This window comes from Arthrobacter glycogeni, from assembly GCF_054510815.1.
Genome location: NZ_JBTNDV010000001.1, coordinates 232,546 through 259,120, shown reverse-complemented (window position 1 = coordinate 259,120; position 26,575 = coordinate 232,546). Strand labels below are relative to the sequence as shown.

At 60.3% G+C, this 26,575-nt stretch carries 17 protein-coding genes; 5 read left to right on the top strand and 12 right to left on the bottom strand.

Annotated elements, in window-relative coordinates; translation table 11 throughout:
- Positions 1 to 6: 6 nt before the first annotated feature.
- The 8 genes from drmB to ACX80G_RS01130 form a co-directional block, all read right to left on the bottom strand.
- Positions 7 to 2,094, bottom strand: coding sequence for a DrmB family protein (drmB, locus tag ACX80G_RS01165; RefSeq protein WP_459305138.1), 2,088 nt, complete (start codon positions 2,092 to 2,094; stop codon positions 7 to 9).
- Complete coding sequence (locus ACX80G_RS01160) at positions 2,087 to 5,287, bottom strand: helicase-related protein (RefSeq protein WP_459305137.1); 3,201 nt, start codon at positions 5,285 to 5,287, stop codon at positions 2,087 to 2,089. The genes drmB and ACX80G_RS01160 overlap by 8 nt, the downstream gene beginning before the upstream one ends.
- Complete coding sequence (locus tag ACX80G_RS01155; RefSeq protein WP_459305136.1) at positions 5,288 to 7,102, bottom strand: UvrD-helicase domain-containing protein; 1,815 nt, start codon at positions 7,100 to 7,102, stop codon at positions 5,288 to 5,290.
- Positions 7,092 to 11,750, bottom strand: coding sequence for a DEAD/DEAH box helicase (locus ACX80G_RS01150; protein ID WP_459305135.1), 4,659 nt, complete (start codon positions 11,748 to 11,750; stop codon positions 7,092 to 7,094). Before ACX80G_RS01150 ends, ACX80G_RS01155 begins: the two co-directional genes overlap by 11 nt.
- A 110-nt stretch (positions 11,751 to 11,860) precedes the next feature.
- Complete coding sequence (locus ACX80G_RS01145) at positions 11,861 to 12,967, bottom strand: DNA cytosine methyltransferase (RefSeq protein WP_459305134.1); 1,107 nt, start codon at positions 12,965 to 12,967, stop codon at positions 11,861 to 11,863.
- A 268-nt stretch (positions 12,968 to 13,235) separates the two neighbouring features.
- Complete coding sequence (locus ACX80G_RS01140; protein WP_459305133.1) at positions 13,236 to 14,438, bottom strand: GTPase family protein; 1,203 nt, start codon at positions 14,436 to 14,438, stop codon at positions 13,236 to 13,238.
- Positions 14,438 to 15,061, bottom strand: coding sequence for a hypothetical protein (locus ACX80G_RS01135; RefSeq protein ID WP_459305132.1), 624 nt, complete (start codon positions 15,059 to 15,061; stop codon positions 14,438 to 14,440). Before ACX80G_RS01135 ends, ACX80G_RS01140 begins: the two co-directional genes overlap by 1 nt.
- Positions 15,062 to 15,439: 378 nt before the next feature.
- On the bottom strand, positions 15,440 to 15,868 hold the full coding sequence (locus tag ACX80G_RS01130; RefSeq protein ID WP_459305131.1) for a hypothetical protein: 429 nt from the start codon (positions 15,866 to 15,868) through the stop codon (positions 15,440 to 15,442).
- A 486-nt stretch (positions 15,869 to 16,354) separates the two neighbouring features.
- On the opposite strand from ACX80G_RS01130, the gene ACX80G_RS01125 reads away from it, so the two are divergent.
- Entirely contained in the window at positions 16,355 to 17,638 is a 1,284-nt protein-coding gene (locus ACX80G_RS01125) for a M20 family metallo-hydrolase (protein WP_459305130.1), read from the top strand.
- A gap of 60 nt (positions 17,639 to 17,698) precedes the next feature.
- Here the strand turns inward: ACX80G_RS01125 and ACX80G_RS01120 are convergent, their stop codons facing one another.
- The 3 genes from ACX80G_RS01120 to ACX80G_RS01110 are packed head-to-tail and all read right to left on the bottom strand — an operon-like array spanning position 17,699 to position 22,034.
- On the bottom strand, positions 17,699 to 18,973 hold the full coding sequence (locus ACX80G_RS01120; RefSeq protein ID WP_459305129.1) for an ArgE/DapE family deacylase: 1,275 nt from the start codon (positions 18,971 to 18,973) through the stop codon (positions 17,699 to 17,701).
- A gap of 8 nt (positions 18,974 to 18,981) precedes the next feature.
- Positions 18,982 to 20,307, bottom strand: a complete 1,326-nt coding sequence (locus ACX80G_RS01115) for an MFS transporter (protein WP_459305128.1) — start codon at positions 20,305 to 20,307, stop codon at positions 18,982 to 18,984.
- A gap of 2 nt (positions 20,308 to 20,309) precedes the next feature.
- Positions 20,310 to 22,034, bottom strand: a complete 1,725-nt coding sequence (locus ACX80G_RS01110) for an amidohydrolase (RefSeq protein ID WP_459305127.1) — start codon at positions 22,032 to 22,034, stop codon at positions 20,310 to 20,312.
- Between the two features lie 120 nt (positions 22,035 to 22,154).
- On the opposite strand from ACX80G_RS01110, the gene ACX80G_RS01105 reads away from it, so the two are divergent.
- The 4 genes from ACX80G_RS01105 to ACX80G_RS01090 all read left to right on the top strand — a co-directional run bounded on the left by ACX80G_RS01105 (position 22,155) and on the right by ACX80G_RS01090 (position 25,770).
- Positions 22,155 to 23,348 (top strand): PucR family transcriptional regulator, encoded by a 1,194-nt coding sequence (locus tag ACX80G_RS01105; RefSeq protein WP_459305126.1) that lies wholly within the window; start codon positions 22,155 to 22,157, stop codon positions 23,346 to 23,348.
- A 50-nt stretch (positions 23,349 to 23,398) separates the two neighbouring features.
- Positions 23,399 to 23,641, top strand: a complete 243-nt coding sequence (locus tag ACX80G_RS01100) for a hypothetical protein (RefSeq protein ID WP_459305125.1) — start codon at positions 23,399 to 23,401, stop codon at positions 23,639 to 23,641.
- Positions 23,642 to 23,758: 117 nt separating this feature from the next.
- On the top strand, positions 23,759 to 24,976 hold the full coding sequence (locus ACX80G_RS01095; RefSeq protein ID WP_459305124.1) for an NRAMP family divalent metal transporter: 1,218 nt from the start codon (positions 23,759 to 23,761) through the stop codon (positions 24,974 to 24,976).
- Between the two features lie 29 nt (positions 24,977 to 25,005).
- Positions 25,006 to 25,770: a putative hydro-lyase gene (locus ACX80G_RS01090; RefSeq protein ID WP_459305344.1), complete on the top strand. Its 765-nt coding sequence runs from the start codon at positions 25,006 to 25,008 to the stop codon at positions 25,768 to 25,770.
- A gap of 103 nt (positions 25,771 to 25,873) precedes the next feature.
- Here ACX80G_RS01090 and ACX80G_RS01085 read toward each other — a convergent pair whose 3' ends face one another.
- Positions 25,874 to 26,575, bottom strand: coding sequence for a GntR family transcriptional regulator (locus ACX80G_RS01085; protein WP_459305123.1), 702 nt, complete (start codon positions 26,573 to 26,575; stop codon positions 25,874 to 25,876).

The window sequence follows — 26,575 nt, the reverse complement described above, 5'->3', positions numbered from 1 at the left end:
TAAGATTTAGTAGGCCCTATCCGCTAATTTATCCGCCAGGTCGCCGGGGGAGAAGTCGGCCGTGTGGTAGACCGTCCAGCCCTCCTCTGCCAGCCAGTCGTCGCGGTTCTCGTCTCTGTTCTCCAGAACTGCGACTCGTGCGCCCGGCCAGGAGAGGTCGATCTGCCACTGGTTGTCCGGACCGATGTCGGAACCCCAATCGCCCGGCTCGACGTCGGCGTCGACGAGCTCTGAGACGAGCTCACGCAAGGTCGGTCCGGATTCGGTGAATACCGTGAGCCAGGGACTTTGACGGACGTTTTCCGGAATTCCGTCATCGACGTCTCCGGCCGAGGTCGCGCCGTCGTTAGCCAGCGACTGCAGTGGATTCAACGTCGCCCAATCTCTGAAGCCGAGCCCGATCTGTCCGTGCACTCCGAACAGCGTTCCCCTATCGAGGTTCGAGTTGAACAGTTCGCAGCTGGTCTCCGGTACCAGCACACAGCAATGGCACGCGGCGAGATTACGAGCGTCGGTACCAGAGCCGCGAGACTCGATACATACAGGGTCTGCGGAACACCACGATGTCCGGAAGAGGCCTTCATCGAGTGCAGCGCCGAGCCGGCCCGGTCCTGCCTGGGCGGCGATGCCGCCCAGGCTCCCTGCCGAGTCGGAAGAAGCCGTGTAGAGCAGTACACCCACCTGGTCCTGTCCAACGTAGAGGCGCTCCCGAATGGACGACGACGGGTAGCCTGCATCGAGCGAGAGCTGATCGATGATGATATGCGACAACGTGTGAATCAAGGTCTCGGCAATATTCACCGGTACGGGATCCTGACCTCGTTGTTCAGCAGCACGCTTCGAGTTCTGCCTGAGAGTCTTTTCTCTTCCTGCTGCGAAGTCCGTCTTGGCCCATTCCTCGACCTGATGACGGTCGAGTGCGATGAACAGACCCTCGCCCAGGGTCTCGATCGCAGGCAACCAATTCTGTTTGTTGTCATCGGGGAATAGCGGGGACGGGGTCGCCTCTGGGTTGTCCTCACTGCGGGGATGCAATCGACTGAAGCCGTATAGAGCGCGAACCTCTCGGAGCCGCGTGACTTTTCGAGTGGCTTTGACCCAGTGCGAATGAGACTCGGGGACAGCAACTATCTCGGAAACGAAATCGGTGTCCGGACTGTCGCGGCGCCCATTGATCAACGCCATGAATTCCTGCTCGCGCAGCTGCTCTTCTGACAACTCTGTCTCGTTGTCGCCATGGAACTGCCGCCTGATCTCCGCACGCAACTCGTCAACAGTGAACCGTCCGTTGAAGCTCTCGGCGATCCCCTCTAGCACCCATGTTGACTCTGCATCGAGTGCCTGAGGTTTGGCGAGCTGCGCGGCGTTCGCCGTGACCACTTTCGCGAGAAATTCCGAATAGGGAGGGATAGAGATGGCAGAGCGGACGACAGGGAACCAGACGTTCGATGCGCCGCGCTGGACGGTCTTCGGAGGCTTTCCGCATTCCCGGTCACGGTAGCCCCAGCCGAGCCACGGCCGGTTGCCCTGACACTTCATTTCTTTGAGCGCGATCGAGTTGAACGCGTCAGCCATCGTTCGGGATTTGCCGCATGAGCAGCGGACTACCATATCGGCGAGCGACGACGTTCGGCCCTCGGACAGGAGGCTCAGTTTGTGCTCGGCGTCGTCGTTCGGCGAATAGCCATGAACCCAGTAGCCATAGGGGAAGTCATCGATGTGACCGTCCTCGCAGGCGATAACAAAACGGGACGGCGTCAATGGCGCCAGCGATTTGCACAGACCACATTTCGGGTCCTCGTACGAGGCCTGCAATTGCTTGGTCGTACCTATCCGATGGCAGACCGGACACACGAGCATGGAAGGAAAGCGCACTACCGGGATTTTGCCCCTCACACCTGCGGGTGGCAGCAAGAGTTGGGTCACGCCCAGACTTCGGGCCAAACGTGGTTCACTGACCGGCTTGAGGTGCTTTCTGTCCCACTGATCGATACTCGTGATCATGAAACTGTTGTTCTCGGCAGGGAAAAGACTTCCTACTCCGAATGTCGAAATCAGCTGACTGCGACGCGCAGCGTAGGTCTTCCTAGCCATTGAAGGCGTCCTTCCTCAAAGGTGCGGGACGGAGAGCGGTTTCGGCGTCGACGTCCCGCATGCTGCGCGGTGTCGGCCATGGGGTGGTGCTGGTGCTGTAGACGAAGTCAGGGTCCTCTAGGGCTTTGCTTGAATCGATGAGAAGGGCCTGTGGGCTGGTCTTCTTCTTCTGGTACGGGAGGTCGGCATCGTCCGAGGCAGCCTTTCGCCAGATATTCAGTAGGCGTTCGAGCTCATCTCGCGTTGCCCCAGCTTCCTCGTGGTCGATAGCCTCCACGCGGTCCCCGATGAGGGACATGACCTGGTCGACCAGATGGGACTCCACTCGCACCTGGCCAGCCTCCTCCCGCAGCTCCGGAACGAGCATTCGGAGAGCCGATACGAGAGTTGCATGAAGACCACGGTCGCGGGACCTGGCAGCGAAAGGTGTAGCGCTGGTGGCTTCCACAGCGCGGTACAGTGCACCGTGAAAGTCGTTGAAGGACTCGTAGTGCGAGCGGTCCCGCGTCCGTGCTGCGTTGAAGATCGTCACGACGAGTCCAGGATGCTGCCGTCCTACACGGCTGGTCGCCTGGATGTACTCGGCGCTCGACTGCGGCTGACCCATGACCGCCATGAGACCGAGCCTGTCGACGTCGAGACCCACCGAGATCATGTTGGTTGCGAGGACGACATCCTCGGGCGTGAGGTCGCTCATCAAGCTCTTCTCAAGCGCCTTAAGTGCCTCCGGGATCTTGTGGTTCTCCACGCGACTCGTTAACTCGCTCAGTTGGATGCTCCGTGACGAGTCGAGGCCCTCTCGTCTCGCCAGGAGCGAGAGGCGGGCACGTACGTCGTCGTACACCTGGAGGTAAGCAGAGCCCAGGACGCGGAGACTGTTGAAGTAACCCACCAGCGTCCAGTAGGGGTCACGATCCGTCTGCTCATTCGCATCGATGACGTTCGCCGAGTGCAATAGCGATGCGTACGTACGGACCATCAGCGTCGCGTGACTAGTGCCCGAAGCGAGTACCCCGACGTACTGCCGGGTGCCGAATCGGTCTGACGGAGCCCTTTCCGCAAAGAATGAGTCGTCAGGGTCGAGCCCGGGGGGTGGGAAGAGTCTGGAATCTCGATTGAACACGGAACGAATCTGCTGTTCAGCCCGGCGGATGGTTGCCGTCGAAGCAATGATCTTCGGCTTGCGTCCGTCCGAACCGCCGGGGCGATTGATTCCACCTGCCGCTAGATCGACAGCCGTCTCGAACAGGCCGACCGTCGACCCCAGTGGGCCCGAGATCAGGTGCAGTTCGTCCTGGATGATCAGGTCCGGCCCGAGATCGGACGCCGAATGTCGGCCGAAGAGAGTCGAAACCTCACCGCGCCACGCCATGCTGGCGAATTTGTCCACGGTCCCGATGACGAGCTCGGGACGCTCGCGGTAGACATCGGTGTCGATGATGTGAACCGGAAGCCCATCTCTGAACTGACAGTGCTCATTCGCGCAGTTCACCGTCATGCGGTCGTAGGGGACCTTAATGATCCGATAGTCGTCGACGGTCAGCCGCGTTCCACACCAGGGACATGCTTCGATCTGGCGCGGATTCCCCTCGACCACGTCCTCGTTCCGCTTGAGTTTGGCGAGGTTCGTCTTGGCGGTGCGGATGTCGTTGGGTGTGGCCCCACCTCCGACCCAGAGCCCGATGCCAAATGACTCTGCGCCGAGACGTTGTTCGTCCTGCTGGCGGACGGACTCGAGCGAACAGATGAGCATGGCAGCACGTTCGAACTGCTGGATGGTCAGGAGCCGTAGGGTGTATCGCATGATCACGGCGACCCCTCGAACGCTGCTGTCACGCAAGCGGCGAAGCAGGAGGAGATATGCGATTAACCCGAGGTAGGCCTCGGTCTTACCACCGCCGGTAGGGAACCACAGAAGGTCCGCTATGTCGCGCTCTTCGTCCTGATCATCAGTGACCGATGGCAGGTTGATGAGGATGAAGGCGATCTGGAACGGGCGCCAGGACTGCTTGCCGAGCTCGAACTCGGCCTGAGCACCTTTACGCACCCAGTCCTGACGTGCGCGCTGCATGTGCATCGCGCTGTTCGCCAGTTGGAAGGCTTCGAAGGCTACGTCGTTCTCAGCCAGAAGCTTTATACCCTTTGAGATTCTTCCGTGCGCTTCGGTAGCCTGCTCCATATGCTTCTCGCCGACGCCCCGAAGGTGCGAGGGGACATGGGATGGCCCGTCGGCGGACATCGATTTCGTGGTTGTCGTTATCCACGACGAGTAGTCCGTGGCCAGTTGAGTCAGTTGGGCGAGAACTTCCTTGCGAGTGCCGGTTCCCAGGAGCGAAAGTGACAGGTCTGCGGCGCTTTCGCCTGCCATCGAGCGAGGGACGTCCTGGCGAGGAATGAAGGTCGTCGTCACTCGGCGGCACCGTGGACTGTCGACGTCTGCGGGGTCCACTTCCACTGCGCAACCGTGACCAGCACCGAAGATCATGTGATTCCGGTAAAGCAATTCAGAAGAGGCAAGGTCGGCGTCCGCCGGAAGGTTTACCCGGAGCTTGGACCGATCGACCAGGGCTGCGTGCTCGGTGCTGACGGTCAGGCCGACCTGGAACCAGCAGGCGATGTCTCTATCATCGGAGCCGGGCGGTTTCGGTTGCGTGTTGCGCAGGACCACGGTGACTGTCACCACACCATTTTCCGCCGGTCGAGCCAATGCGTAGAGTTCGAGCGCACCGCCCTCGAGCAGGTGACGCTGCGGCCCGGGAGATATGAGATCGACCTCGATGTCTCCCAAGTCTGTCGGCTGCCGCTGCCAGTCGTAGACGTCTCGCCTCTTACTTCCGCTCTCTCGATCAGTCTGCACGGGCGTATAGCGTGCTGCGACCGGGTTCACGGTAAGCTTCGTTGCCAGTCGCGTATCGACGGAGACCGTCATACCCACGCTGCTCGGGTAGGTCAGCCGCGCATTTGCCACTGGGCTGTCGACTGAAGCTTCTCCGGCAACGGCGGATACGGACTCGGGTTCGTCCGGCGCCTCGACGTAGGTTTCGTCCTGAGCAGGCCACAGCACACCCGTGACGTAACGCTCGAGCGGGCGTTCCGTAATCAGCTCTTCCTCCGATCCAGGACCGTACAAGTCTGTCTCGAGGCGGTCCACCATTTCTCGGCGGAAGTCGTATTTGGCGTCCAGTGTCGACACTTATTGCTCCTGATTCGTGGTCCGCTTGATCAATCCGGTTAGTCGAGGGACCAACCACATGCCCGAGGATCCCAATCCCGTCAGTTTCGTCTCCTCCGGGTGACCTGTAGCGCACTCGATGGACGTGACGCGTGCACCGGTGAATCCCGCAGGCCATTGGAAACTACCGCCTTTTCTGAACCCCAAACTGTTCTTGAAGGCGTAGGCGAACGATGTGCTCGTCCTACCGATCACTTTGCCGTCATCGGTGGTGAGCTGGTATCGCGGCACTTCACCCGGCTCCGGTTCAAATTCCAACGAACCGGAGACAACCTGACCTAAGAGGTTCTCCAGAACGAGATTCTCTTGGACGGCTGTGGCCTCTCCGCTGGCGGGGTAATAGGGCGATACGTCATCGATGTCCGAGTTGGTGAACTCCATTCGAGCTGTGTACGGGCCATACTTTCCATAGGCCTTTTCCAGCCAGCGTCCTGTGGAGCCGTCGGCGCGTTGAAGGAGCTTCTTGGGAAGCTTCGTGGAGATGATCTCCTCCCGTGCACGGCTCAATGCTACGTACTTCTGCTTCAGCGTCGCCTCGTTCTCCTCAGCCGCCGGTGAGCCGAACTCGGGCTGCATGTAGAGGACGTTGGTGAATTCAAGGCCCTTCGCCCTGTGGACGGTAGAGACCACCAGGTCTGCGGTGTCCGCCACTGTTAATGTCAGTGGTACTGATCGGTTACGGAGACGTCGACTCAGTTGAGGAACATTGAGGGAGTCGTATGCAGCGAAAATCCCTTCAGCCGTTTTGAGTGCGAGCCAGAGGTCACCAGCGGAATCTCCGAAGAGTGTTGTCAGCCTGAACCTGATGTCGTCCGCATCGTAAGTGCGGTCTTCGAGATCCTTGAACACTGCATGCACCCATGGCGCCACGCTCATGTCCTGGGCTTTCCTCCGAACGAGATGCCGGTAGCCGTTCTGCCATAGAAGCTCACTAGCTACAAGAACCTCATAGTTGGTCGAACAAAGGAGGGCTGTTGTCTCACCATCGTTCGGACCTAAAGCTCCGGATTCGTTCAACACCGAGGTGCTGCTTACCTGCCTTCTAAACCCGTCGAGGAGTTGGTGAGCAGTCTTGGCAGTTGCATCGTCCAGCTTCCCGAGGCTTCGAATTTCCTCGCCGACAGTGATCAACTCTTTGGTGCGGTCGGTAAGAGCCCGATAGTGCTTCGACAGCGTCTCGTGCTCTGCGCTGAATTCCGTCTTTAATTTCTCGATAAGCTCGCCCGATGCCAATTTGGATGCAGACTCTTTGAGCTGGAAATCATATATGCCTTGTAGAGGATCCCCGAGCACGGTGAAGCCTATATCGTCGCCGAGCGCTACGAGCAGGGCGAGAACCAGTTCGGCGCGATCCCCTACGAGGTCCTGTGCCTCATCGATCAGAAGGTGCTTCAGTTGAAGAACCCTCTCAGGAGTGTCGTCCCCAGACACATAATCAGTGGCTTTCCTTATTCGTTTTTCGAAGCTGTCCCCCAGCACCTCCTCATCCATATCGAGCAAAATCTGTGCCGCAAAGGAGTCGAAAGTTCGAATCTGGAGTCCGTCGAGGTCATGGGCGCGTGCCCGCTTCCGCACGGCCTCGACAGCAGCTCGAGAGAAGCTCAGTACCAGTATCTCGTCCGCAGGGTTCAAGCCGTCCTCAACCAGAGTCTTCACCCGTGCGAGAAGCACCTCGGTCTTTCCTTGTCCCGCTGCGGCGGTGACGAACAGCCGCGCATCCGCTTCGGCTTCCGCTACCGCTCGCTGACTCTCATCGAGTTCGATGTCAGCGAGCACTTAAAGCCTCGCGATTCCAGAGGTAGTCGAACTTAGTAAATGCCAGTTCAGTCCCATACTGGTCCAAATTGTCCTTAACATTGACAATCAGCACCTCCTCACTCCCGCCGTTGAGAGGTCCTCGTAGACCGCGCCCGATCATCTGGATGTACTTATTTGGCGAGAACGTTGGGCGACAGACGTACACCGCGTCAACTTTTGGCGCGTCGAACCCCTGGGACAGCACATCGAAGTTTGTGAGAACTTGAATTTTGCCGCGGCGAAAGTCTTCGATGATGGATCGTCGATGGCTAAGATCCGTTTTTCCGGAAATGGCAGCTGCGGAGATTCCTTCAACTGAGAGCACTGCGGCTAACGCTTCGGCGTGTTCCACCGAAGCAGCGAAAACCAGCGTTGGCCCCGATGCTTGTTGATTTGTGAGGTGATCGAGGATGACTTCGTTCCGTGCTGAGCTTCCGGCAACCTGTTGAAGGTCAAGACGGGCTTCCAACATTGCGGTCTGGACGTCTTGGTCTTTTGCTGACCTGATATCCCTCAGCTGGAGCTCAATGCCGTTGAGTTCCGCATGCTTCACGTTTGCTAGAACCCCAAGCTCTTGGAGGTACTCGTGGGCCCCGGCAGCACCAAATTCATCTGGCTCGATAAGGTTTCGCCCGAAACGATTGACTAGTCTGTCGGTCTCCTTTTCGTCAGAACCCCGATAAGGGGTTGCTGATAAACCGAGCAATAGTTTTGACTTGTCAGTGTAGGAACGGCCAAACCACGTCAGAACAGGTGTATAGGACGTAGCGATCGCGCCATGCGCCTCGTCGATAATGACAAGGTCCGGGTCAGACATCCAGTCGTAAACTAGACGTCGGGATTCAACGATGCTCGCGAGGGTTTGAATTGTGGCTATAACCAGATGCAACTTAGCGTCCTCTGGCACCGCGGAATTCCCTCCCCAAAGCCTGCTAACAGCCATACGCTCCCCGGGAGGGCCAGCTGCTTGCCACACGTAGGACCAGGTCTCAATGGCTTGCTCACAGAGCTCTTCAGATTGAGCAATCCAAACGACCAGCTTCTTTTCTGATGTCGATACTAGGTGGCGAACTACGGACTCCACAGCAACGCGAGTTTTCCCAGCGCCAGTTGGAAGCTGTACCAGACCTCGTGTTGACTTAGTCCTGCCAGCGAGGAGCTCTGTGATTTTCCGGCTTGTTGATTCCTGGTAGACGTGGAGGGGGTTCATTCGAATCGGTCCAACGAATTCTTCGCGCTCCGGCTTCTTTCGTATGCTTTCTCCTGCCATTTCAGGGGAGAATCCGAGATCACGTACAAACTCTCTCGCGGACCTACTCCCACGGAATTGATCGGGAGTTTGAATGCCCGCTTCCTCGAGAGCGGGTTTCAATACTTTCAATAGGCTCGAGCCATGAAGATTGCTGACGATATCGAACATCCGCTGGTCGGTAAGCTCCTGACCTCGATTCGCCAGTAGATCTAGAACTGACTGCGGGATCAGGGCTTTCAAAGTTGGTCGGCCGACAAGTTCGGCCACCTTGCCCGCATCAGTCTTTTGTCGGCTGACTCGCTCGCGCCGCTCCTGCGCCTCGAACTCTGTCTTTAGCGCAGCCATGTTTGAGATGACAGAAGAAGGAGCTCGTTTGCTATCGAATGCTGCCAATACTGTCTCTACGCGAGGACGCTCGCCCTGTCCTACGCGGTAGTACAACACGTTCTGTTCAAGGTGCCATTCCTTTGGTACAACCTGGGTTCGGGAGTCAAAGCTATTTGTCTGTACTTCCTCGATGGACAAGCACGGCGTGCAGGTAGTTTGCGGCTTCGTCTCCGATGCGACCCGCTTTAGGAAGGGGTAGTGGACGCTGAGGAGGGCCGGCGGTACCTCGTCAGACAGTTTGAAGGTCAGTTCGGTGGAAAAGACTATCTCTCGAAGACTTAGTGCCCAATTTTCTGCCAAGGCGTCATCCAGGTCCCGGTGGCCGGTATGGATGACTGCCTCTCCAGCGGAACGTAGGTGACTGAAAGACTTGGAGTCCATTGCAACCTGGACATGCTTTGTGAGGTACCTAGTGCTGGTTTGATTCGGGAGTTGAACGAGCAGCTCTTTCGGAGCTTTGACCCCATTCTTTGCTAGAAGACCGTAAAGCTCGTGCACCTTCTCGATAGGAAGCCGCTTTTCGACAAGCGGCAGCACATAGCTCCAATTGACTCGTGTTATGTCGGTGTGTAGGCCGAGAGCGCGGGCTTCCTCGTCGCCCGCGAACGGGATGTATGCCTGGGGGACACCATTGATCTGTCCGGTACATTGCTTCGTATCGACCAGTCCCAATGAGGTTTCAAGTGATCCGTACTGCTTTACCCACCACAGGTCGGGGCCATCGATACTAAGAGCCGCTCTGTAGGAGGAACTGAACTCTACCTTGGCGGGATAGTGCGGTCTTGTCAGAAGTAACTTAGTGACCCGCGCTCGAGTCGCAATAGATGCAGAAGCTAGACGATCTAGGCCTTCCGTTGCCAGGGCTTTTGGAAACGCCAATCCGGCTGGCGACGTTGGGGCGGGACTGTCTCGTGTTTCCTCGGCAAGGCGAACCGATTCGGCGCTTTTCCACAGGTTGTAGGTTCCTCCCGCCTTACACATTTCCGCTTCGGGAAGGCCAGCTGGAATGCGGAGCATCCGAAGAAGGGCTACATCGTGCGAGTGGAATCTGTCGTCTAGAAGAAGATGTTCATCTCCGGACGTGTTGCCTGTGATGAGCGGTCCTGGAAGCCAGACCGAGGCCAGGGGGCGCCACTTACTGTCCCTGCAACGAACTAAAATTCGCTCGGGGAGCGTTCGCTCCTTCAAGATGGCGAAGGTTTCAGGAACAGGGAGTGATCGGGTTAAGCGCCATAGGGACTCTGCTAGTTGTATATTGTCCTGATCTTCCCCAACTTCTCGAGCAACGCGGTTGATTCGGCCGCGACCATCCTGGGCTTGCAGGTCAAGGGACCTCAGGTATTTGCTAGTCTCCCCATGGTGGAGGAGCTCATAGGAAACGAGATTCGCTGTCTCGTCACCCTCGTCAAGAGGAAGGAAGACTCTTGACGTTATTGGTGCTTCGACGCTTCCGTCCGCCATTAACACTATTCGGCTACGGCGCACTTTTTCCCGATAATCAGGATGAGATTTTTCCATCATGGACGCGATTTCCAGTGCGTTCTCGAAGTCCTGGAGGGTGCCCCCGATTGCAACTTCCTCCAGCCACTCCTCGATTGATGCGCGCTTGCGGTTAGCCTCCAGCAAGAGGCGCGCAACTTGGGCATCACGACCACGAGCAAGCGCTGTCTCATGCAACCAGGGCCTGTCCCGTCCGACCGCTGCATCCCATAGGCCAGTGAGCTTCGTCGCCTCATCCAAAGCGGGCTGTACTTTCAAATCCCCGATGGAGCGAAGCTTCCCTGATCGATCCGGTAAGGCAGGCACTGCAGCAATTGCTTTGAAAATTGGGGTATTTATGGTGCCGTCGGCCCAGTTTTCCTTTTCCTTTGCTCGCGACGGAAGGATATCCAAATAGGCCCCTGGGTCTTCGGACGTGGTTAGCTGCGGCAATGCTGCAGCGACCATTCGAGGAAGCGCTCTCGTCAGTATCTCCCGGTTATATCCAATCTCTAGCATGCTGTGCCGGTCCTCATTCATCTTGAATGCGGCATTGACTATGCCCCTCAAAGAGGTGAGATGCTGGGTCGGAAAATAATTCCAGAACCGGCCCATTTTACGGCGCGGGTTCCCGCCTTCCGGAACTGCCCATGTCAGTTCAATTTCATTGCGGGCGGCTATGCTTCCTGCTTCGACCGCTGCGGTTGCGCTCACTTCATGGATTGCTCGAAAAATCTTCCAACTGTCTCGAACATGGCCATCTGTGAGTACGACCTGGGTACCATTTCTGAAGGCCTTCCAAGATTTTTCTTGGGATTGTATTTTATCGACGAAATCTATACTGGTGATTTTGGGCGAGAAGAGAAGGAATTCGGGCGGAAATGCTTCCATCTCTTCCGAAAGCCATCGAAAATAGCCAACAAGAGGTAGTTTGACGATCGTCGATGCCCACTCTTGCAACTCAGCCAGGGTCGGATCCGATGCTGCTGCCGTAGTTATATCGACAGGCTCCGCGATTCGAAGTAGTGGATAAGATTCAAGGTCAGGGTATATGTTCTCCAACATCTCCCTGCTTCGGGTTTGACTCCATGCGATGGAACCGGTTTTGCTGAAGATCATCGGAGCGCTAGAGATTTGTATCACGGACTTGAAACCAAGACCGAATCTGCCAATTTGGTCGTCTCGTTTCTCGGATGAATGCGAGAGCATGAGTGTTCGATAGCCGGCCTCGGTGAAAGGGTTACCTTCGTTGGCACAGTAGAGGGCTTCATCGGTGAGGACAATCTCGATGCGTCCGCCTTGGACCGAGACGGCATCAGCAGCATTCTGTATCAATTCGTGGAGCTGTTTGCGACCATAGCCGCTTTGTGAAATCGCTGCCTCAATGTTGCTGTGCTCACGAATCAGGTCAGGTCGAGCCCTATAGGCTGCGAGAGCGCTTTCGGTTTCGGACGCAATGAACCGTCCAAGAGCTGAATCAGGTCGTGCCCATTCGTTTTGAACCGCCATTGGTCCGATTCCCCATCAGATAGTTGCTAGCGGCAAGCGCCGAGACCTTCATCATGGTAACCAGAAGGAACCATAATCTACTGAATCGGGTCGAACATGAGATCCAACCTTTACAAAGACTCAACTAGCTGTCGCGCAATCGCTGACCCAAGAGCGGTTGGCACCGCGTTGCCGATCTGCTTGGCAATGGCAGTCTTAGACCCTATCCACTGGTGATTGTCTGGAAACCCCTGAAGGCGGGCAGCTTCAAGATGGGTAATGGCTCGGTTCGCGATTGGATGGATGTATCTGCCCTTCTCCGGCTTGAAAAACTCGGTCCGGACGGTCACTGAAGGGCGATCCCAATGCATTCGTCCCATTACGTCGCCCGAGCCGCTGTTGTGATTTATCCAGCATTTAGCTTTTAGGCTTTCCGGCAGATCGAATCTGTTCCCCCCCTCCGGTATAACGCTGAAACGAGCAAGGGAAAGATCTGCGTACCTACGCCCGAGGTGAAGTTCGGTAGTGCTGAACGCCCCGGGCATCAGCCGGTTTCCTACTAGCTGTTTCCGATCCGGTAGATCAGTGCCGTCGGCGTCGACGTCGATCCCTTTGAATGCCTTCCGTACAGTCGAGTGACGTCCAATGTGAGTAGGAGGGGGGAAACCCGGAAATTGTAGGTCTCGGTGGTGACCAATTAAAATGGCTCGCTTTCGTGCCTGCGGTGCCCCGTAGTCGGCCGAGTTGAGAATATGCCATTGAAAGGCGTAATCCTCGATTAGTCCACCCTTAGATGTCGCATTCGTGAACTCCTGTAGCTGCTGGGATCGAGCAAACGCAGGTACGTTCTCCACCACAAAATACCTAGGGTTAGCAAGGGCCAAGGTTTCAGCATAGGACTCCCAGAGACCGTTCCGATCGTCTGACGAATCTCGCTTACCGAGCTGCGAGAAGCCTTGGCAAGGAGGGCCGCCAATCACTACGTCGGCCTCAGGTACTTGTTCCTCAAGCAACCAATCCTGAATCGGCCCCGCATAGACTTTGTCGCCGAAGGTTGCGGAATAGCTAGCCGCCGCTGCCGCATCGAACTCAACAGCCCGCTCGGTAACAACTCGCTTAGAGGCTCTATAGAAACCGTGCGTCAATCCGCCAGCCCCGGCGAACAAATCCAAAAGCCTGATGGAAGTGGATGTTCTTTGGCGAAGGTAGGGCGGTGGAGGAGCCGAGAAAGTGGTCATGACGTCCTCAGACTACGGGACCGCTGAAGGTCTGGGTGACATTTTCTGTTCTTGAAAACCGGTTCAATGCTAACCAAATCAATCCTCGCACCCCTACGAGGCCGGTGAAGGAGGAAGCTGACCGGCTGCCGGATGGGCGTGTTTCACTCGAAGCGCTCGCCGTCGGTACACCTGAGGGGGTTGTCGCCGGGACATTCATAGATGCGGTGGTTCGCTGTGATCACGTCGAGCGACCTCGCCTGCCTCTGGTCGGCTTCTAGATTGACTGTTATGACTTCATGATGCGTTGTTCGGTCATCTTGCGGATGACGTCGATGAAGCTCGGAGCGTATTCTCCCCAGGATTCAGCGACCTTGTCCAGATCAACCTTGCCGGTGTGGACTTGTTCGCACAGTCGCAGCCACCCCTCGCCGATGGCAGCCGTGAGTGCAAATGCAACGCTTGCGCTCACGACGCTTCCCGCCCCGGGGATCAACTTAAGGAAGCTACGCGCAAGCGCCTGCCCAGTGATCTGGGCGCCTAACTGCGCAAGCGCTCCCATGGAGAGCATGGTCGTGAGCTCGAGGTCATAGATAGCCGCGATTCGGCCCAGCATGGTCAGCTGGATCGGCGCCAGAATAGCGGCATCCGCGACCGGAACTGGGATCGCAGCCGTGGCAGCCGCTGCCGACGCGGCTGCCGAGATGATTGGGCGCGCCATTTCGCGCTTCCAGGGGAGGTTGAGTCGCTGAGCAATGCGAAAGGCGTCCTTCTCGCTCTCCGGTGAAAGCGTGAGGGTCTCCGTGACGAGTTCACCGAGGCCGTGCCCCATACCCTTCCCGTGCCTTCCGCTCGCTGAAGTCAATATGACCCGCTCGATGGGGATGGTGATCCGCGCGCCATTCTCGTCGACTGGGTCCTCGAGCCAGTCGCGGAACTCCTCGACATCCTTTGGCGCTGAGCGCTTGCCCGTCACCGGGTTCTTGATCCAATCAACCTTCGTAAGAACGAGCACGACCGGCAGCCCTGCTGCATCCATCTCCTTGATCATGTCGATGTCAGGGGATGTCAGACGCGGTAGTTGAGACAACACGCAGTACCAGACGACCGAGACCTGCTCGATGGCCGGTCTCTTCGAAATTGTCTTCAGGTGGTTTCGGAGGATGTCGGCTGGGGCGTCGCGTGACCCGATCTCGAAGCCTTCGAGATCCCAGATCCCAAGCGAGTCATCGTGGAAGTAATGCACACCGCGCGTTACAGGGAGGCCCTTCCCCACCCTCGCCAAGTCACGCCCAAACACAGCGTTGACGAGCGAGGACTTCCCAACGCCTGTTCCTCCCACGACCGCGAGGTTGAAACGGCCATACCGGCTCTTCGCCTGGGCGTTCGCCTCAAGAAAGGGCTGGTCGTCGATCTCGGGCGCGTGGGCTGCGGGTTGCTTTGGTTTCCTTGCCAATGTGGGATCCACTTTCTGTCCGTTGTCAGAGGTCATTATGCGAATTCGAATTCGAGGGCGGCATCCGGATTGATCGCTGTGATTATGTTTGTATAAAAGGTGCGGGCTTGTGTCTCCAGCACAGGGCGCAGGCCATCAACGTGCTCCGCTAAGGCATCGTCGGTGAGGATCTCCTGTGTCAGTTTTAGTGTGTCAATTTCCGGGGTCGCAAAACTGAGAACACCGTTCTCCTGGTTGACAACGGCAAAATTGGGGTCGGCCGTTCCAATGAGGATAAAGTCCGGGATCATCACCCGGAAGGAATTCTCACCGGTCGGGACGATGGAGACCTCGCGGCCCTCTATTCCTACCATTGTGTCGAACTCATACTGCAGCAGCAACGATCGGTCGCTCCACGGAATCACGAAACCATTAATGTCGTTGACCTCGCGTTCCGGCTTGAGGCCGGTGACCCCCGATCTCACCAGCACCACCTGCTCCTGAAGTTCAACTGATCTGATCACTTGGATTTCTCGTTCGTGCGCTGCGCCGAAGAATATGCCAGCCGCCACACCTGCACCGCCCGCCAGACCTGCAACCACCAGGATAAGGAAAACGAAGAGGAGGACCTTCGCCCATACGGGCGTCTTGCGTTTGACGGCGGTGGTGCGACCGATCATGTGATGGATTCCTGCTCGATAGTGACCAAATTGTCGTGTGGTGTGGGCTGTAGGTGGCGCCTGCGGCGGATGCCACTAGTTCAGCATCGCGTATGAGGACCTTGCCCAACAGGAGTTGCGGAGGAACCTGTTGCGTGTCGCTGTGAACTGCCATCCTGAGCGACATGTCTTCCTATTCCTGGCTCATACAGATTCGCGCAGGTATTGTGGCCGAAATACGCATTTGTCCGGAACTGGCGATATCTTCTGCGATTAGCGGTTGGCAGCCGAAGTTAGCTTGGACATTAGCTAATAGCAGGTGCTGGTACCTCGCGGAAGCCCCGTTGGGCGGGGCGCTTATGTGGTTCACTAGCGACTGCCGAATAGGAACTGGCCGGGCTAACGCCCCTCGCAACTCGCGTATGCATCCGCAGGCAACTCCAGCTTTGCCCGGATCTTTTGCGGAGTTCCCGCGGTGGTCGCCTGCGCCGCCGGGTCGATCCAGGCATTCCAGGTGGGAATAAACATTTCTTCGTTGGGTGCCGCCGCGATCTGATCAGTCGCCGCAACATCCCCGTAGATATTCTCAACGAGCGCTTCAATGTCGGGGACTACGATCTCTGGCCACAGGACATCGACAGAGCTGAGCTGGTCAATGGTGGACCGATACGCGTCCCTCGCCTCAGCCGCTTTGGCGTTTACAGCAGCTATATCGAGCGGAGTTCCGACGTCGATTGCTCCGTTCACTTCTTCAGATAACTCCGCTGCAGCTTCATTCGAGGGGCACACGCTATTGAGGTACATATCCCCGGCCGCTGTAATTGTCATTTCTAACGGGACTGTCGCAGTAGTCGAGGGTGAAGGCTGGACCGGCGAAGGCGACGGGGCCGTAAGGGGTCCTGATGAAGCCGATTGTAGGATAGTCGGTTCGCTTTGCGGCGTTTCAGAACTGCTGCACCCTGTGAGGATTAGCAATGCCATGCTCAGTGGTGCCACTAGTCTTTTCATCGTTTCCCCAGATGGTTCGGTGGTAATTTTTCGGCAGTGAGGCCGACGGCAATTCTATGTGGGATTGCCGATGGTGGATGTGACTTCGCGTCGCGGGATGGATCACTCCGGATTCGGCTGAGGAACAACGTTTTTCGCCAATCAGCCTGGGAGCTGAACCAATGTTTGCCTCTGCGTAGGTCGAGCATGCCCCGGTTGTGTAGGCACACAGCGTGCTCCATAGAAATGGTTGACGCAGGCCAGTGCCACTCGGGCGGGCCACTGCGAGGATTGAATAAACTTCCAATCAGTCAAAGGACCAGACAAATGAGCAACGGCGCCGTACCCAAAACAGACCCCTCCCACTTCGAGGGGGGAGACGCTTCGTTCCTCAAGGACTTCGCGACGCTAAGCACCTTCGGGGCCACCGCCGGCGGAGGAGTGGACCGGCAGGCCGGATCGACAGCGGACGGAGAGCAGCGCGCCTGGTTCACCCAGCTGCTCACTGATAGTGGATTTACGGTCAGATTCGATCAGATCGGTAACCAGTTTGGACTCCTGGAACTTGAAGCTGGCGAGCCGTACGTCGTCGTCGGATCACACCTCGATTCCCAGCCCACCGCTGGGCGCTATGACGGTGCCTATGGCGTCCTTGCTGCGGCGCACGCCGCGTTCAAGCTCGCCGCTGAGTGGCAAGCGAGCGGCCTCAGCCCTCGCTACAACCTCGCGGTCGTGAACTGGTTCAACGAAGAGGGATCCCGTTTCAAACCCTCAATGATGGGCAGCTCCGTCTACACCGGAAAGATGACCCTGGACGCGGCTTTCGCCACCACCGATCCGGCTGGCATCACCGTCCGTGAGGCGCTGGTATCCACCAACGCGCTCGGTGAAGGAACCGGACCGCAGGCAGCTTACTGCGCCGAGATCCACATTGAACAGGGCCGCAGCATGGAACGCGACGGCATAGCTATCGGCGTCGTCGACTCCAACTGGGCAGCCAACAAGTACGAGTTTGTGGTCCACGGCGAGCAGGCCCACACTGGGTCCACCATCATCGCCGACCGGCATGATGCTCTTCTAGGGGCCTCATTGCTCGTCGTCACTGCACGCGAAATTGCCGACCACTTTCCCGAAGGCGCCGTCCACACCTCCGTGGGCCAGCTGGATGTCTACCCCAACTCGCCCGTCGTCGTTCCCTCCCGCGTCACCCTGCTGTTGGATCTGCGCTCGGCCGACGAGACTCTGCTCCAGGAAGCAGACCAGATGCTGCACGAGCGGATCGAACAGATTGAACGTTCCGCTCAAGTCAAGATCGAGAAGTTCGGCGCCCACTGCTGGCCGGTCACGCCCTACCAAACCGAAGGTGTCGCCCTCGCGGAGAAGATTGTCGCCAACCGCGGCGTCAGCTACGCACGGGTGAAGACCCTTGCCGGGCACGACTCCACCAACATGAAAGACATCGTTCCGACGGTCATGCTCTTCGTCCCCTCGGTGGAGGGCATCTCCCACAATGAACACGAGTACACCACCGATCAGGACATCGTCACCGGGCTGCACGTCCTGACCGATGTCGTGCGCAGCTTGTGCGAGGGCGAACTCGACCCGCAGTAGGTACACAAACACAAAGAAGGGGACGTCCGGCCGGACCTCCCCTTCTTTGTGCTCAAAGACCTAGGCGGAGCGGGTCTCCGTCACCCCGCACCACTCGGCAATAAACAGTGCGATCGCCTTCGTGACCTTCCGGACCGACTCAACGTGCACCCGCTCATCAAACCCGTGAATCGCCTCCGACACCGGCCCATAAACCAGCGCCGGAATCCCGCCGTACAGCGTAAAAACCCGGCCATCCAGGTAGCCCGGCGTCGTGAACGACTCCAACGCCGACCCGAACACCTCCTGATGTGACGACGCCAGAACGCCCTCGGCGTCGGACCCCTCCTCCAGCACATAACCCTCCGAGAAGAAGCCGCTGCGCACCGCCGACACCTCGGCGCCGGACGTTGAGTCCCGCAGACAAGCCTCGATCTGCGACCACGCGTCGGCAGCCGTTACCCCCGGATACAGCGCCGCCCGCACATCAAACTCACACCACGACGGCACACTCGATGGCCAGTCGCCGCCGGAGATCATCCCGATGTTGAAGTTGATCGGATGATCCAGGTCCTCGAAGTACCGGTGGCTGCCCTTGTCGGCATTCCACTTGTCCTGCAGCTCCCGCAGATCACCCATCACCGTGTAGGCGGCGTCAATCGCGTTGAACCCGGTCGCCATCTCCCGCACATGGGTCGGCTTCCCGGAGACGCGCACCTTGAACCAGATCACTCCCACGTTGGCTCGCACCAGCATGTTCTCCTCCGGCTCCGGGATGACCACGGCCTCCGCCGTGTACCCGCGCTGCAGGGCGGCGAGCGAGCCGTTGCCGGTGCACTCTTCCTCCACCACGGACTGCATGTGAATAACCGCCGCCGGAGCAAGTCCGGCCGCCCGCAACGCATCAAACGCGAACAGGTTAGCGGCCAGACCGGCCTTCATGTCACCGGACCCCCGCCCATACATCCAGCCGTCCTTGATTTCGGCGTCCCACGGACTCCGCGACCAGGTGTCTTCCGGCCCGGTGGGAACGACGTCGATATGCCCGTTGAGGATCAGCGACCGTCCGGTGGCGGGCGCGGCAGGCGTGTACGTGCCGACCACGTTGGTGAGGTCCTCGAGCGCGACGGTCGTCGGCCCATAGCCCACATGCGCGGACAGGGTTTCCTCGTCGAGCTGCCATCGGTCCATGGTGAGCCCACGGAGTTCCATCTGGGAGAACATCAGGTCCTGCGCGCTTGCCTCCTCGGCCCGCAGCGACGGGTGCCGCACCAGCTCTGCGGTGAATTCGAGCTGACGGTCGAAGGCGGTGTCGACGGCGTCGGTAATCCGTTTGGTCATTTCTGGAGTCAACATATGGATCCTTACTGCACAATCGCTTTGTCTTTGAGGCGGAGCTTCTCGCCGAAGAACCCGCCTGCCGCTGTGATCAGCGAGACGGCCATCAGCAGCAGCGAAGCGGTCCACGACCCGCCGCCGGTAGCACCGAGCAGCGCTACAGCAATCAGCGGCAGGAACCCGCTCAGCGCACCGGCCAGGTTGTAGCCCAGGGCCACACCGCTGTACCGCAGGTGCGGTGGGAACAGTTCGGTGAGCAGCGCGCCGGTGACGGCGTACGCTAGGGAGACCAGCGCAATGCCGATGGTCACGGCAACGATGATGGCCGCAGGGTTGCGGGTATCGATCATCCAGAACAGCGGGAACGCACCCGCCGCCGTCGCCAATCCGCCGAAGAAGGTCATCCGACCCGGTCCAATCTTCTCGCTGATCCTGCCGACCAGCAGGACGACGCCGATCTGCACGACGGCGGCCACCAGGGTGGCATTCACCATCAGCTGGCGGTCCATGCCCAGGGTGGTGGTGCCGTAGCTGATCACAAAGGTGGTCATCACGTAGAACCCGCCGACGCCCAGGAACGCTGCGGCGATGGCGACGAGCAGCCGGCCCCAGGCCTGCTTGAACACGTCGACGGCGGGGATCTTGGCGCGCTCTTCGAGCTTGACCAGTTCACGGAAGATGGGGGACTCCTCGACCTGCAACCTGATGTACAGGGCGATGAGCAGCAGCGGGAACGCAGCCAGGAACGGCAGGCGCCAGCCCCAGGCGTCGAACGCCTCGGAGGGCAGCAGCAGCACCAGGGCAAACGCGCCCGAGGACATCAGCGTGCCGACCGGCGAACCGACCTGCACCAGCGCCGCGTACCTGCCGCGCTTCTCGATCGGGGCGTGCTCGACGGCGATCGTCATGGCGCCGCCCCACTCACCACCGACGGCGAGACCCTGCATCAGCCGCAGGACAGCCAGCATGATGGGAGCCGCGAGGCCGATGCTGCCGAAGTCCGGCAGGAACCCGATCAGCCCGGTGGCCACACCGATCATCACGATGGTGATCAAGAGGGCCGGTCTGCGGCCCACCCGGTCGCCGATGTAGCCGAAGAGCACGGCACCGATCGGACGGGCAGCGAAGCCGACGCCGAAGGTCGCGAACGCCGCGAGGGTCGCCGCCGTGGGGTCGAGCTCGGTGAAGAACAGCCGGTTGAACACGATCGCTGCCGCGGTGCCGAACAGGAAGTAGTCGTACCATTCCAGCGCTGTGCCAACGAAGGCGGCGCGGGCAATCTTGCCTGCGTCCTTGCCGCTGACGACCGGAATATCCGGCTTCTCTTCCTGGGTTGCCTCATGTGGTTGCATGCTCAAACTTCCTGCTTCTGAGTGATGGGTTCTTGCTCGGTAAGGGCGTGCTTTGTGGGACGGAAGGTCGGTGAAGTGTCGGTGAGAGAAGTGTCAAGGGTGTCGAGGTAGTCCTGACCGAAGACGCCGACGCCGTCGATCACCGTCGCGAGGACGGTGATGGCGCCGATCTGCTCGGGCGGGACGTCGGCGGGGTGGTCGGAGAGGATCACGAAGTCGGCTAGCTTGCCGGCTTCGAGGGTTCCGCGATGGGCTTCGTCGCCGGCCATCCAGGCGGTGTCGACGGTGTAGGCGCGGAGGGCTGTCTCGGCGTCGACCCGTTCTTCGGGGCCGAGGATCGCTCCGCCGGAGGTCTGCCTCAGCACCATCGACTGCATCCCGAGCAGCGGAGCGCCGGACGCCACCGGGCGGTCCGAGCTGCCAGGCACCCGCACCCCCTGGTCCAGGAAGGAACGGTGCCGGTAGACCCACGGTTCGCGGTCGACGCCGACGGCCTGCGCCATGGTGTCGCCCACTTCGTAGAGGAAATGCGGTTGCGGGACGGGGGTGACATTGAGGGCGGCGAACCGGGCTAGCTGGTCCGGCCTGACGATTCCTGCGTGTTCGATCCGGTGCCGGACGTCCTTGCGGGGGCGTTCGTTCTGGGCCACCTCGAAGGCGTCGAGGGCGACGTCGACGGCGGCGTCCCCGATGGCATGGGCGGCGACGGTCCAACCGGAGACGTGGGCGTTGATGATGCGGCGCGTGAGCTCGTCGATGGAGAGCTGGAAGCTGCCGGTGGAATGGTCATGGTCGCAGAACCCTTCGGTGACGGCTGCCGTCCGGCCGATCAGTGATCCGTCGACGAAGATCTTCATCGCGCCGAGGCGGATACGGTCATCGCCGAACCCGGTGGTCAGGCCCAGGTCCAGGCCGAAGCTGATCTTGTCATCCTCGGCGGCGGTCAGCGGGTGGAGGGCGTCGCTGGCGGCCATCAGCTGGACCCGGGTGGTGAGGGTGCCGCGGTGTCGGGCTTCGGTGTAGGCGGCGAGCTCCACCGGGCTGCGCCCGATCCAGCCTGACCCGATGCCGGCCTCGGTGACGTGGGTGAGGCCCTCGGAGGTGTAGACGGCGCTCGCCGCACCGATTGCGTCGGCGAGATCGGCGATGGGGTAGGGGACCACCAGCGCGGTGACCAGTTTCTGGGCCTGCTCCTCGAGGAGGCCGGTGGGGCCGGCGTCGTCGGTCACCACGGTGCCGCCCTCGGGGGTGGCCACGGAGCGGTTGAGGATGCCGGCGCGTTCCAGCACCTCGGTGTTCACCGTGCAGAGGTGCCCGGAGCGGTGCTTGAGCCAGACCGGGCGGCCGGGGGCGGCGGCGTCGAGCCCGTCCCGGTGCGGGTGGGCGCCGAGCACGGTGTCGTCGTAGCCGGAGCCGACCACCCAGGCGTCGTCGTCGAGGTTCTCGGCGAACTCGGTGACCGCTGCGTACAGCTCATCCAGAGTTGTGCAGGTGCTGAGGTCCAGCTCAGTGAGCGATTGGCCAAACCACGCCATGTGGTTGTGTGAATCCCCAAACCCGGGGACGACGACGGCGCCGGCGCAGTCGAGCGTGCGGGTGGCGGGGAGGTCGATGACGTCTTCATCGAAGCCGACGATGCGGCCATTCAGCACGCCCATGGCCGTGGCGGTGGGAGTGGCTTCGGCCAGCGTGAAGAGGCTGGCGTTGACGAGCTTCAAATCGAGCATGAACTTCCAAGGGGTTTGGGGGTGGGGGCCGGCTGACAGTGGCGGCACCTCCAATGGTGGTCTGGATCACGTCGGTAAACAATGGGTGAACACCATCGGCCATCCCGCTAGGATGGGCAGATGCCCAATGGTGAGCCTTTCACGTCCGAGAATGCCCCGGTCCGGTCAGTGGTGTCCGATGTTGTCTCTGACTGTCTAGCTGACATCGACAGTATTACCGACCAGTTTCTGCTGGATGTCCAGGAGATTGAGGGGTATGCCGGGTCGACTGTTGACGACCGCGATCTGCGGGAAACGGCCGTTGCGTCCCTCGAGTTGCTGCTGCGTCTGGTGGGGGAGTTGCCGCTGCCGGACCGTTTGACCGGGGTGTCCTTTGCCCTCGGTCATCGGCGGGCGCAGCAGGGTGTTCCGCTCGAGTCCTTGCTGAAGGCGGTCCGGATGGACTTTCGGCTGCTGTGGGTGGCGATGTTGGAGAAGGTGCCCGCCGCCTCCCTGCCGGACTTCACCCAGGACGCGGTGCGGGTGTGGGAAGCGGTCGAGTTTCACACGATCCGGGTGCACGCCGGTTATCTTGACGAGCTGGCCAGCATGGCGCAGGCGAAGGAGCAGCAGCGGGCATTCCTGTTGTCCCGGCTGCTGATTTCCGATGGGAAGGACCCGCAGTTGCTGGGGCAGGCGGCCCGGGCGCTCGGCGTGGATGCGGAGAGCCAGTTCATTGTGGCGGTGGCCGCCGACCACGCGCAGAAGGCGTTCCGGGAGCGGGTGTTGGCTGCCGGCGTCGGGCAGTATCTTCACGAGCGCGACGGCGCTCTGATCCTCATCATGGAAGACCTGCCGGCCCGTGCCGGCAAGGATCCGGAGGGGACCCGGCCGTGGCTGGACCCGCTGGGATGCTTCCTCGCGCCGCCGGCCCGGTCGCTGGCCGAGGTGCCGTTGATGCTGCGGATTGCGTTGCAGGCGGTCGAGTCGGTGACTCCGGAATCGTCCGGGCGGCAAACGATCCGTGACGCCTGGGGGTTTGTGGCGGCGACCCAAATGGGGGAGTTCGGGCCGGTGCTGGCCGACACAGTGTTGGGGCCCCTGGCGTCGATCTCGGATCATGAGCGGGAACGGCTGGTCGAGACGCTGCAGTCCTACTTCAGTTCGGGATCGGTGTCCGATACCGCCAAGGAGCTGTACTGTCACCGCAATACCGTGTTGAACCGGTTGGCCCGGTTCGAGCAGCTCACCGGGTATAGCCCGAGCCGGCCGGTGGATGCTGCAGCGGTGCTTGCTGCGCTGAGTGTTCAGGCTCCGGTCGGTGACGGCGGGTAGTCCTGCTGGAGCGGTGCTGAATTGTCGGTGCCCGGATCTAGCATGGCCGCATGAAACCTATTCAGAAGGCCAAGGTTACGCGCACCCGCAAATGCCCGGTCTGCGGAAGCGAATCCTGGCGGATAGCCTACGGAATGATTTTGCCGGACGCGCGGGAGCTGATGCCGAAAACGGTGTTTGCCGGTTGCTGTGTCTTCATGGACGAGCGACTCAATCTCCAAACGGGGGAGCGGGAGCTTGGCTCCCCCGACTGGGAATGCCAGAATGCCGAATGTCGGCATCAGTGGTGGTGAGCCCCGGTCAATCCCTTAAATTGTTGAACAATACCTTGCGCCGATTGTTCAACAACCTGTAGGGTCGTCTCAAATACAAAATGTGACTCCAATCACCTTGACGTAACGGACGGACCAATGGCAGATACCGAGAATAAACCGAAGCTGAGCTCCTCCGCTCGGCGCACCGCGCTCCTGGGAGCCATGTTCCTCATGGCGACCAGCGCCATCGGGCCTGGTTTCATCACCCAGACCACAGTCTTCACCGTTCAGATCGGCGCGGCGTTCGCCTTCGCGATCCTGGCGTCGATCCTCATCGACATTGCCGTACAGATGAACGTCTGGCGGGTCATCGGCGTCTCCGGCATGCGCGCCCAGGAACTCGGCAACAAGGTCATCCCCGGTGTCGGCTGGTTCCTCGCCGGGCTGGTCTTCATCGGCGGAGTGGTGTTCAATATCGGCAACATCGCCGGAACCGGCCTCGGCGTCAACGCCATGTTCGGAATGGACCCGAAAATCGGTGGTGCCATCTCGGCGGTGATCGCCATCCTGATCTTCGTCAGCAAGAAGGCCGGCATGGCGATGGACCGCATCGTGGTGCTGCTCGGTGCCATCATGATCCTCCTCATGATCTACGTGGCCATCGTCGCGGCCCCTCCCGTCGGCGAAGCACTCAAGAACGCGATCCTCCCCGAACAGATCGACTTCCTCATCATCACCACCCTGGTGGGCGGCACCGTGGGCGGTTACATCACCTACGCAGGCGCTCACCGGATGCTCGACTCGGGCGTCACCGGTCCCGACAACGTCGGAGAGATCACCCGCAGCTCAGTGATCGGCATCCTGGTTACCGGCGTCATGCGGGTGCTGCTGTTCCTGGCGATCTTCGGCGTCGTCGCCGGCGGTGCGGTCCTCACCAGCGACAACATGGCTGCCGAAGCGTTCGGCATTGCCGCCGGGGAAATCGGCATGCGGATGTTCGGTGTGGTCCTCTGGGCTGCGGCCATCACCTCGGTGATCGGCGCGGCATTCACCTCGGTTTCCTTCATCACCACCACGAAGACTCCCGAACGGAAGCGCAACCTCATCACCGTGGTCTTCATCGCCGGCTGCGCAATTGCCTACGTCTTCCTGGGTCAGGCTCCGCAGGAACTGCTGATCTTCGCCGGGGCGTTCAACGGACTGATCCTGCCGGTCGGCTTCGGTGTGCTCCTCTGGGTGGCTTGGCGTCGCCGCGACCTGCTGCACGGCTACGTCTACCCCAAATGGCTGCTGATCATCGGCATCATCACGTGGTTCCTCACCCTGTTCCTCGGCTACACCTCCATCACCGGGCTGGCGAAACTGTGGGGCTAGGTACTTCCCGCCCCGCTGACCCGGCCACGATGCTGCCAGCCGACGCGCGGGCTACGTTCCGCGCCGGACTGGTGAGCCCGACGTCGGGCTGGTCCCGCGGCTACGCTCAGGTGAACGTGCTGGCGATCCCGCGGGAGCAAGCGTTCGACCTGCTCCTCTTCGCGCAGCGCAACCCCAAACCGTGCCCCATCCTCGGGGTGCTGGAGCCCGGCGAAACCACCGGGCCGCTGCTGACTGGCGGGGACATCCGGACCGACGTCCCCAAGTACACCGTCTATCACGACGGCATCCTGGTGGACGAGCCCACCGACATCACCGCCCACTGGCGCGATGACCTGGTGACGTTCCTGTTCGGCTGCTCCTTCACCTTCGAGACGGCGTTGCAGAACGGCGGGGTTCGGATCGCGCACATCGACCAGGGTGTGAACGTGCCCATGTACCGGACGAACCGGGAGGCTGCGCCCGCCGGTGCCATGTCCGGGCCGCTGGTCGTCTCGATGCGACCGGTGCCGGCGGCCCAGGTGGCCGACGCCGTCCGCATCACCTCCCGCTACCCGGCCGTGCACGGCGCTCCCGTGCACGTGGGGAATCCGGAGGAGCTGGGTATTGACCTGGGGTCGCCGGACTTCGGCGACGCGGTTCAGATCCCGGAGGGTCATCTTCCGGTGTTCTGGGCCTGCGGGGTGACTCCGCAGGCGGCGGTGATGCAGTCACGGCCACCCTTGGCAATCGGCCACGCGCCGGGGCACATGCTGATCACCGACGCCCGGGACAGCGATTACCTGGTGCCCTAATCCGCCCGAAGACCATCGACTCAACAGAAGTAATCAAAATCCCGGCCGAAACCGGTCAAATGTGGTGACTCGATTGGGGGTGGTGGCCCAGGGGGGCGGTGTCTTAGAACGCTTGCTCCGAGGATGGTTCGTCGGCGAGGTGGCCTAGAAGTTCAGCCTCGGCGGAGTCGAGGTAGGCACGCAGGCCCGCAGCGGCTTCGTCGCGCTCCCCGGCCCGGAGCCGCTCAACCAATTGCACATTGCGGTCCACATAATGGCTGTGGAAGTCGGGGGCCGACGCCATCGCATAAAACACCAGCCGCATCTCCGCGAGCACCCGGTCCATCAGCGTGCGCAGCGACTCGCTGCCAGCCAGGCCGACGACGGCGCTGTGGAGCGCCTGGTTGGCGTTGGCCATGTCCGGGACCGACCCGGCGTCGCGCGCTGCCTGGGCCCGCTCCACGATGGCTTCCATGTTCTTGAGGACCTCGGGGGTGACCTCGCCCCACAGCGCGGCGGCGGGTTCGATCATCCGGCGCACACGGTAAATTTCGCGCACCTCCTCGACCCCCGGGGACGCCACAAACACGCCGCGATTGGGGATCCGCGTGACCATCGATTCGCCGGCCAGCGCGGAAAACGCCTCACGCAACGTGTTGCGTGACACGCCCAGCGCCGTCGATAGCGTCTGTTCGGACAGCTTCGACCCGGGCGTCAGCTCGCCGGCGGCAATCCGCCCCCGCAGCACGGAGGCGATCCACGCCGCCGTGTGCGCATGCTCGGCCGATCCCGATGCCCCGTTATCCAGCTTGGTTACAGCTGTCAT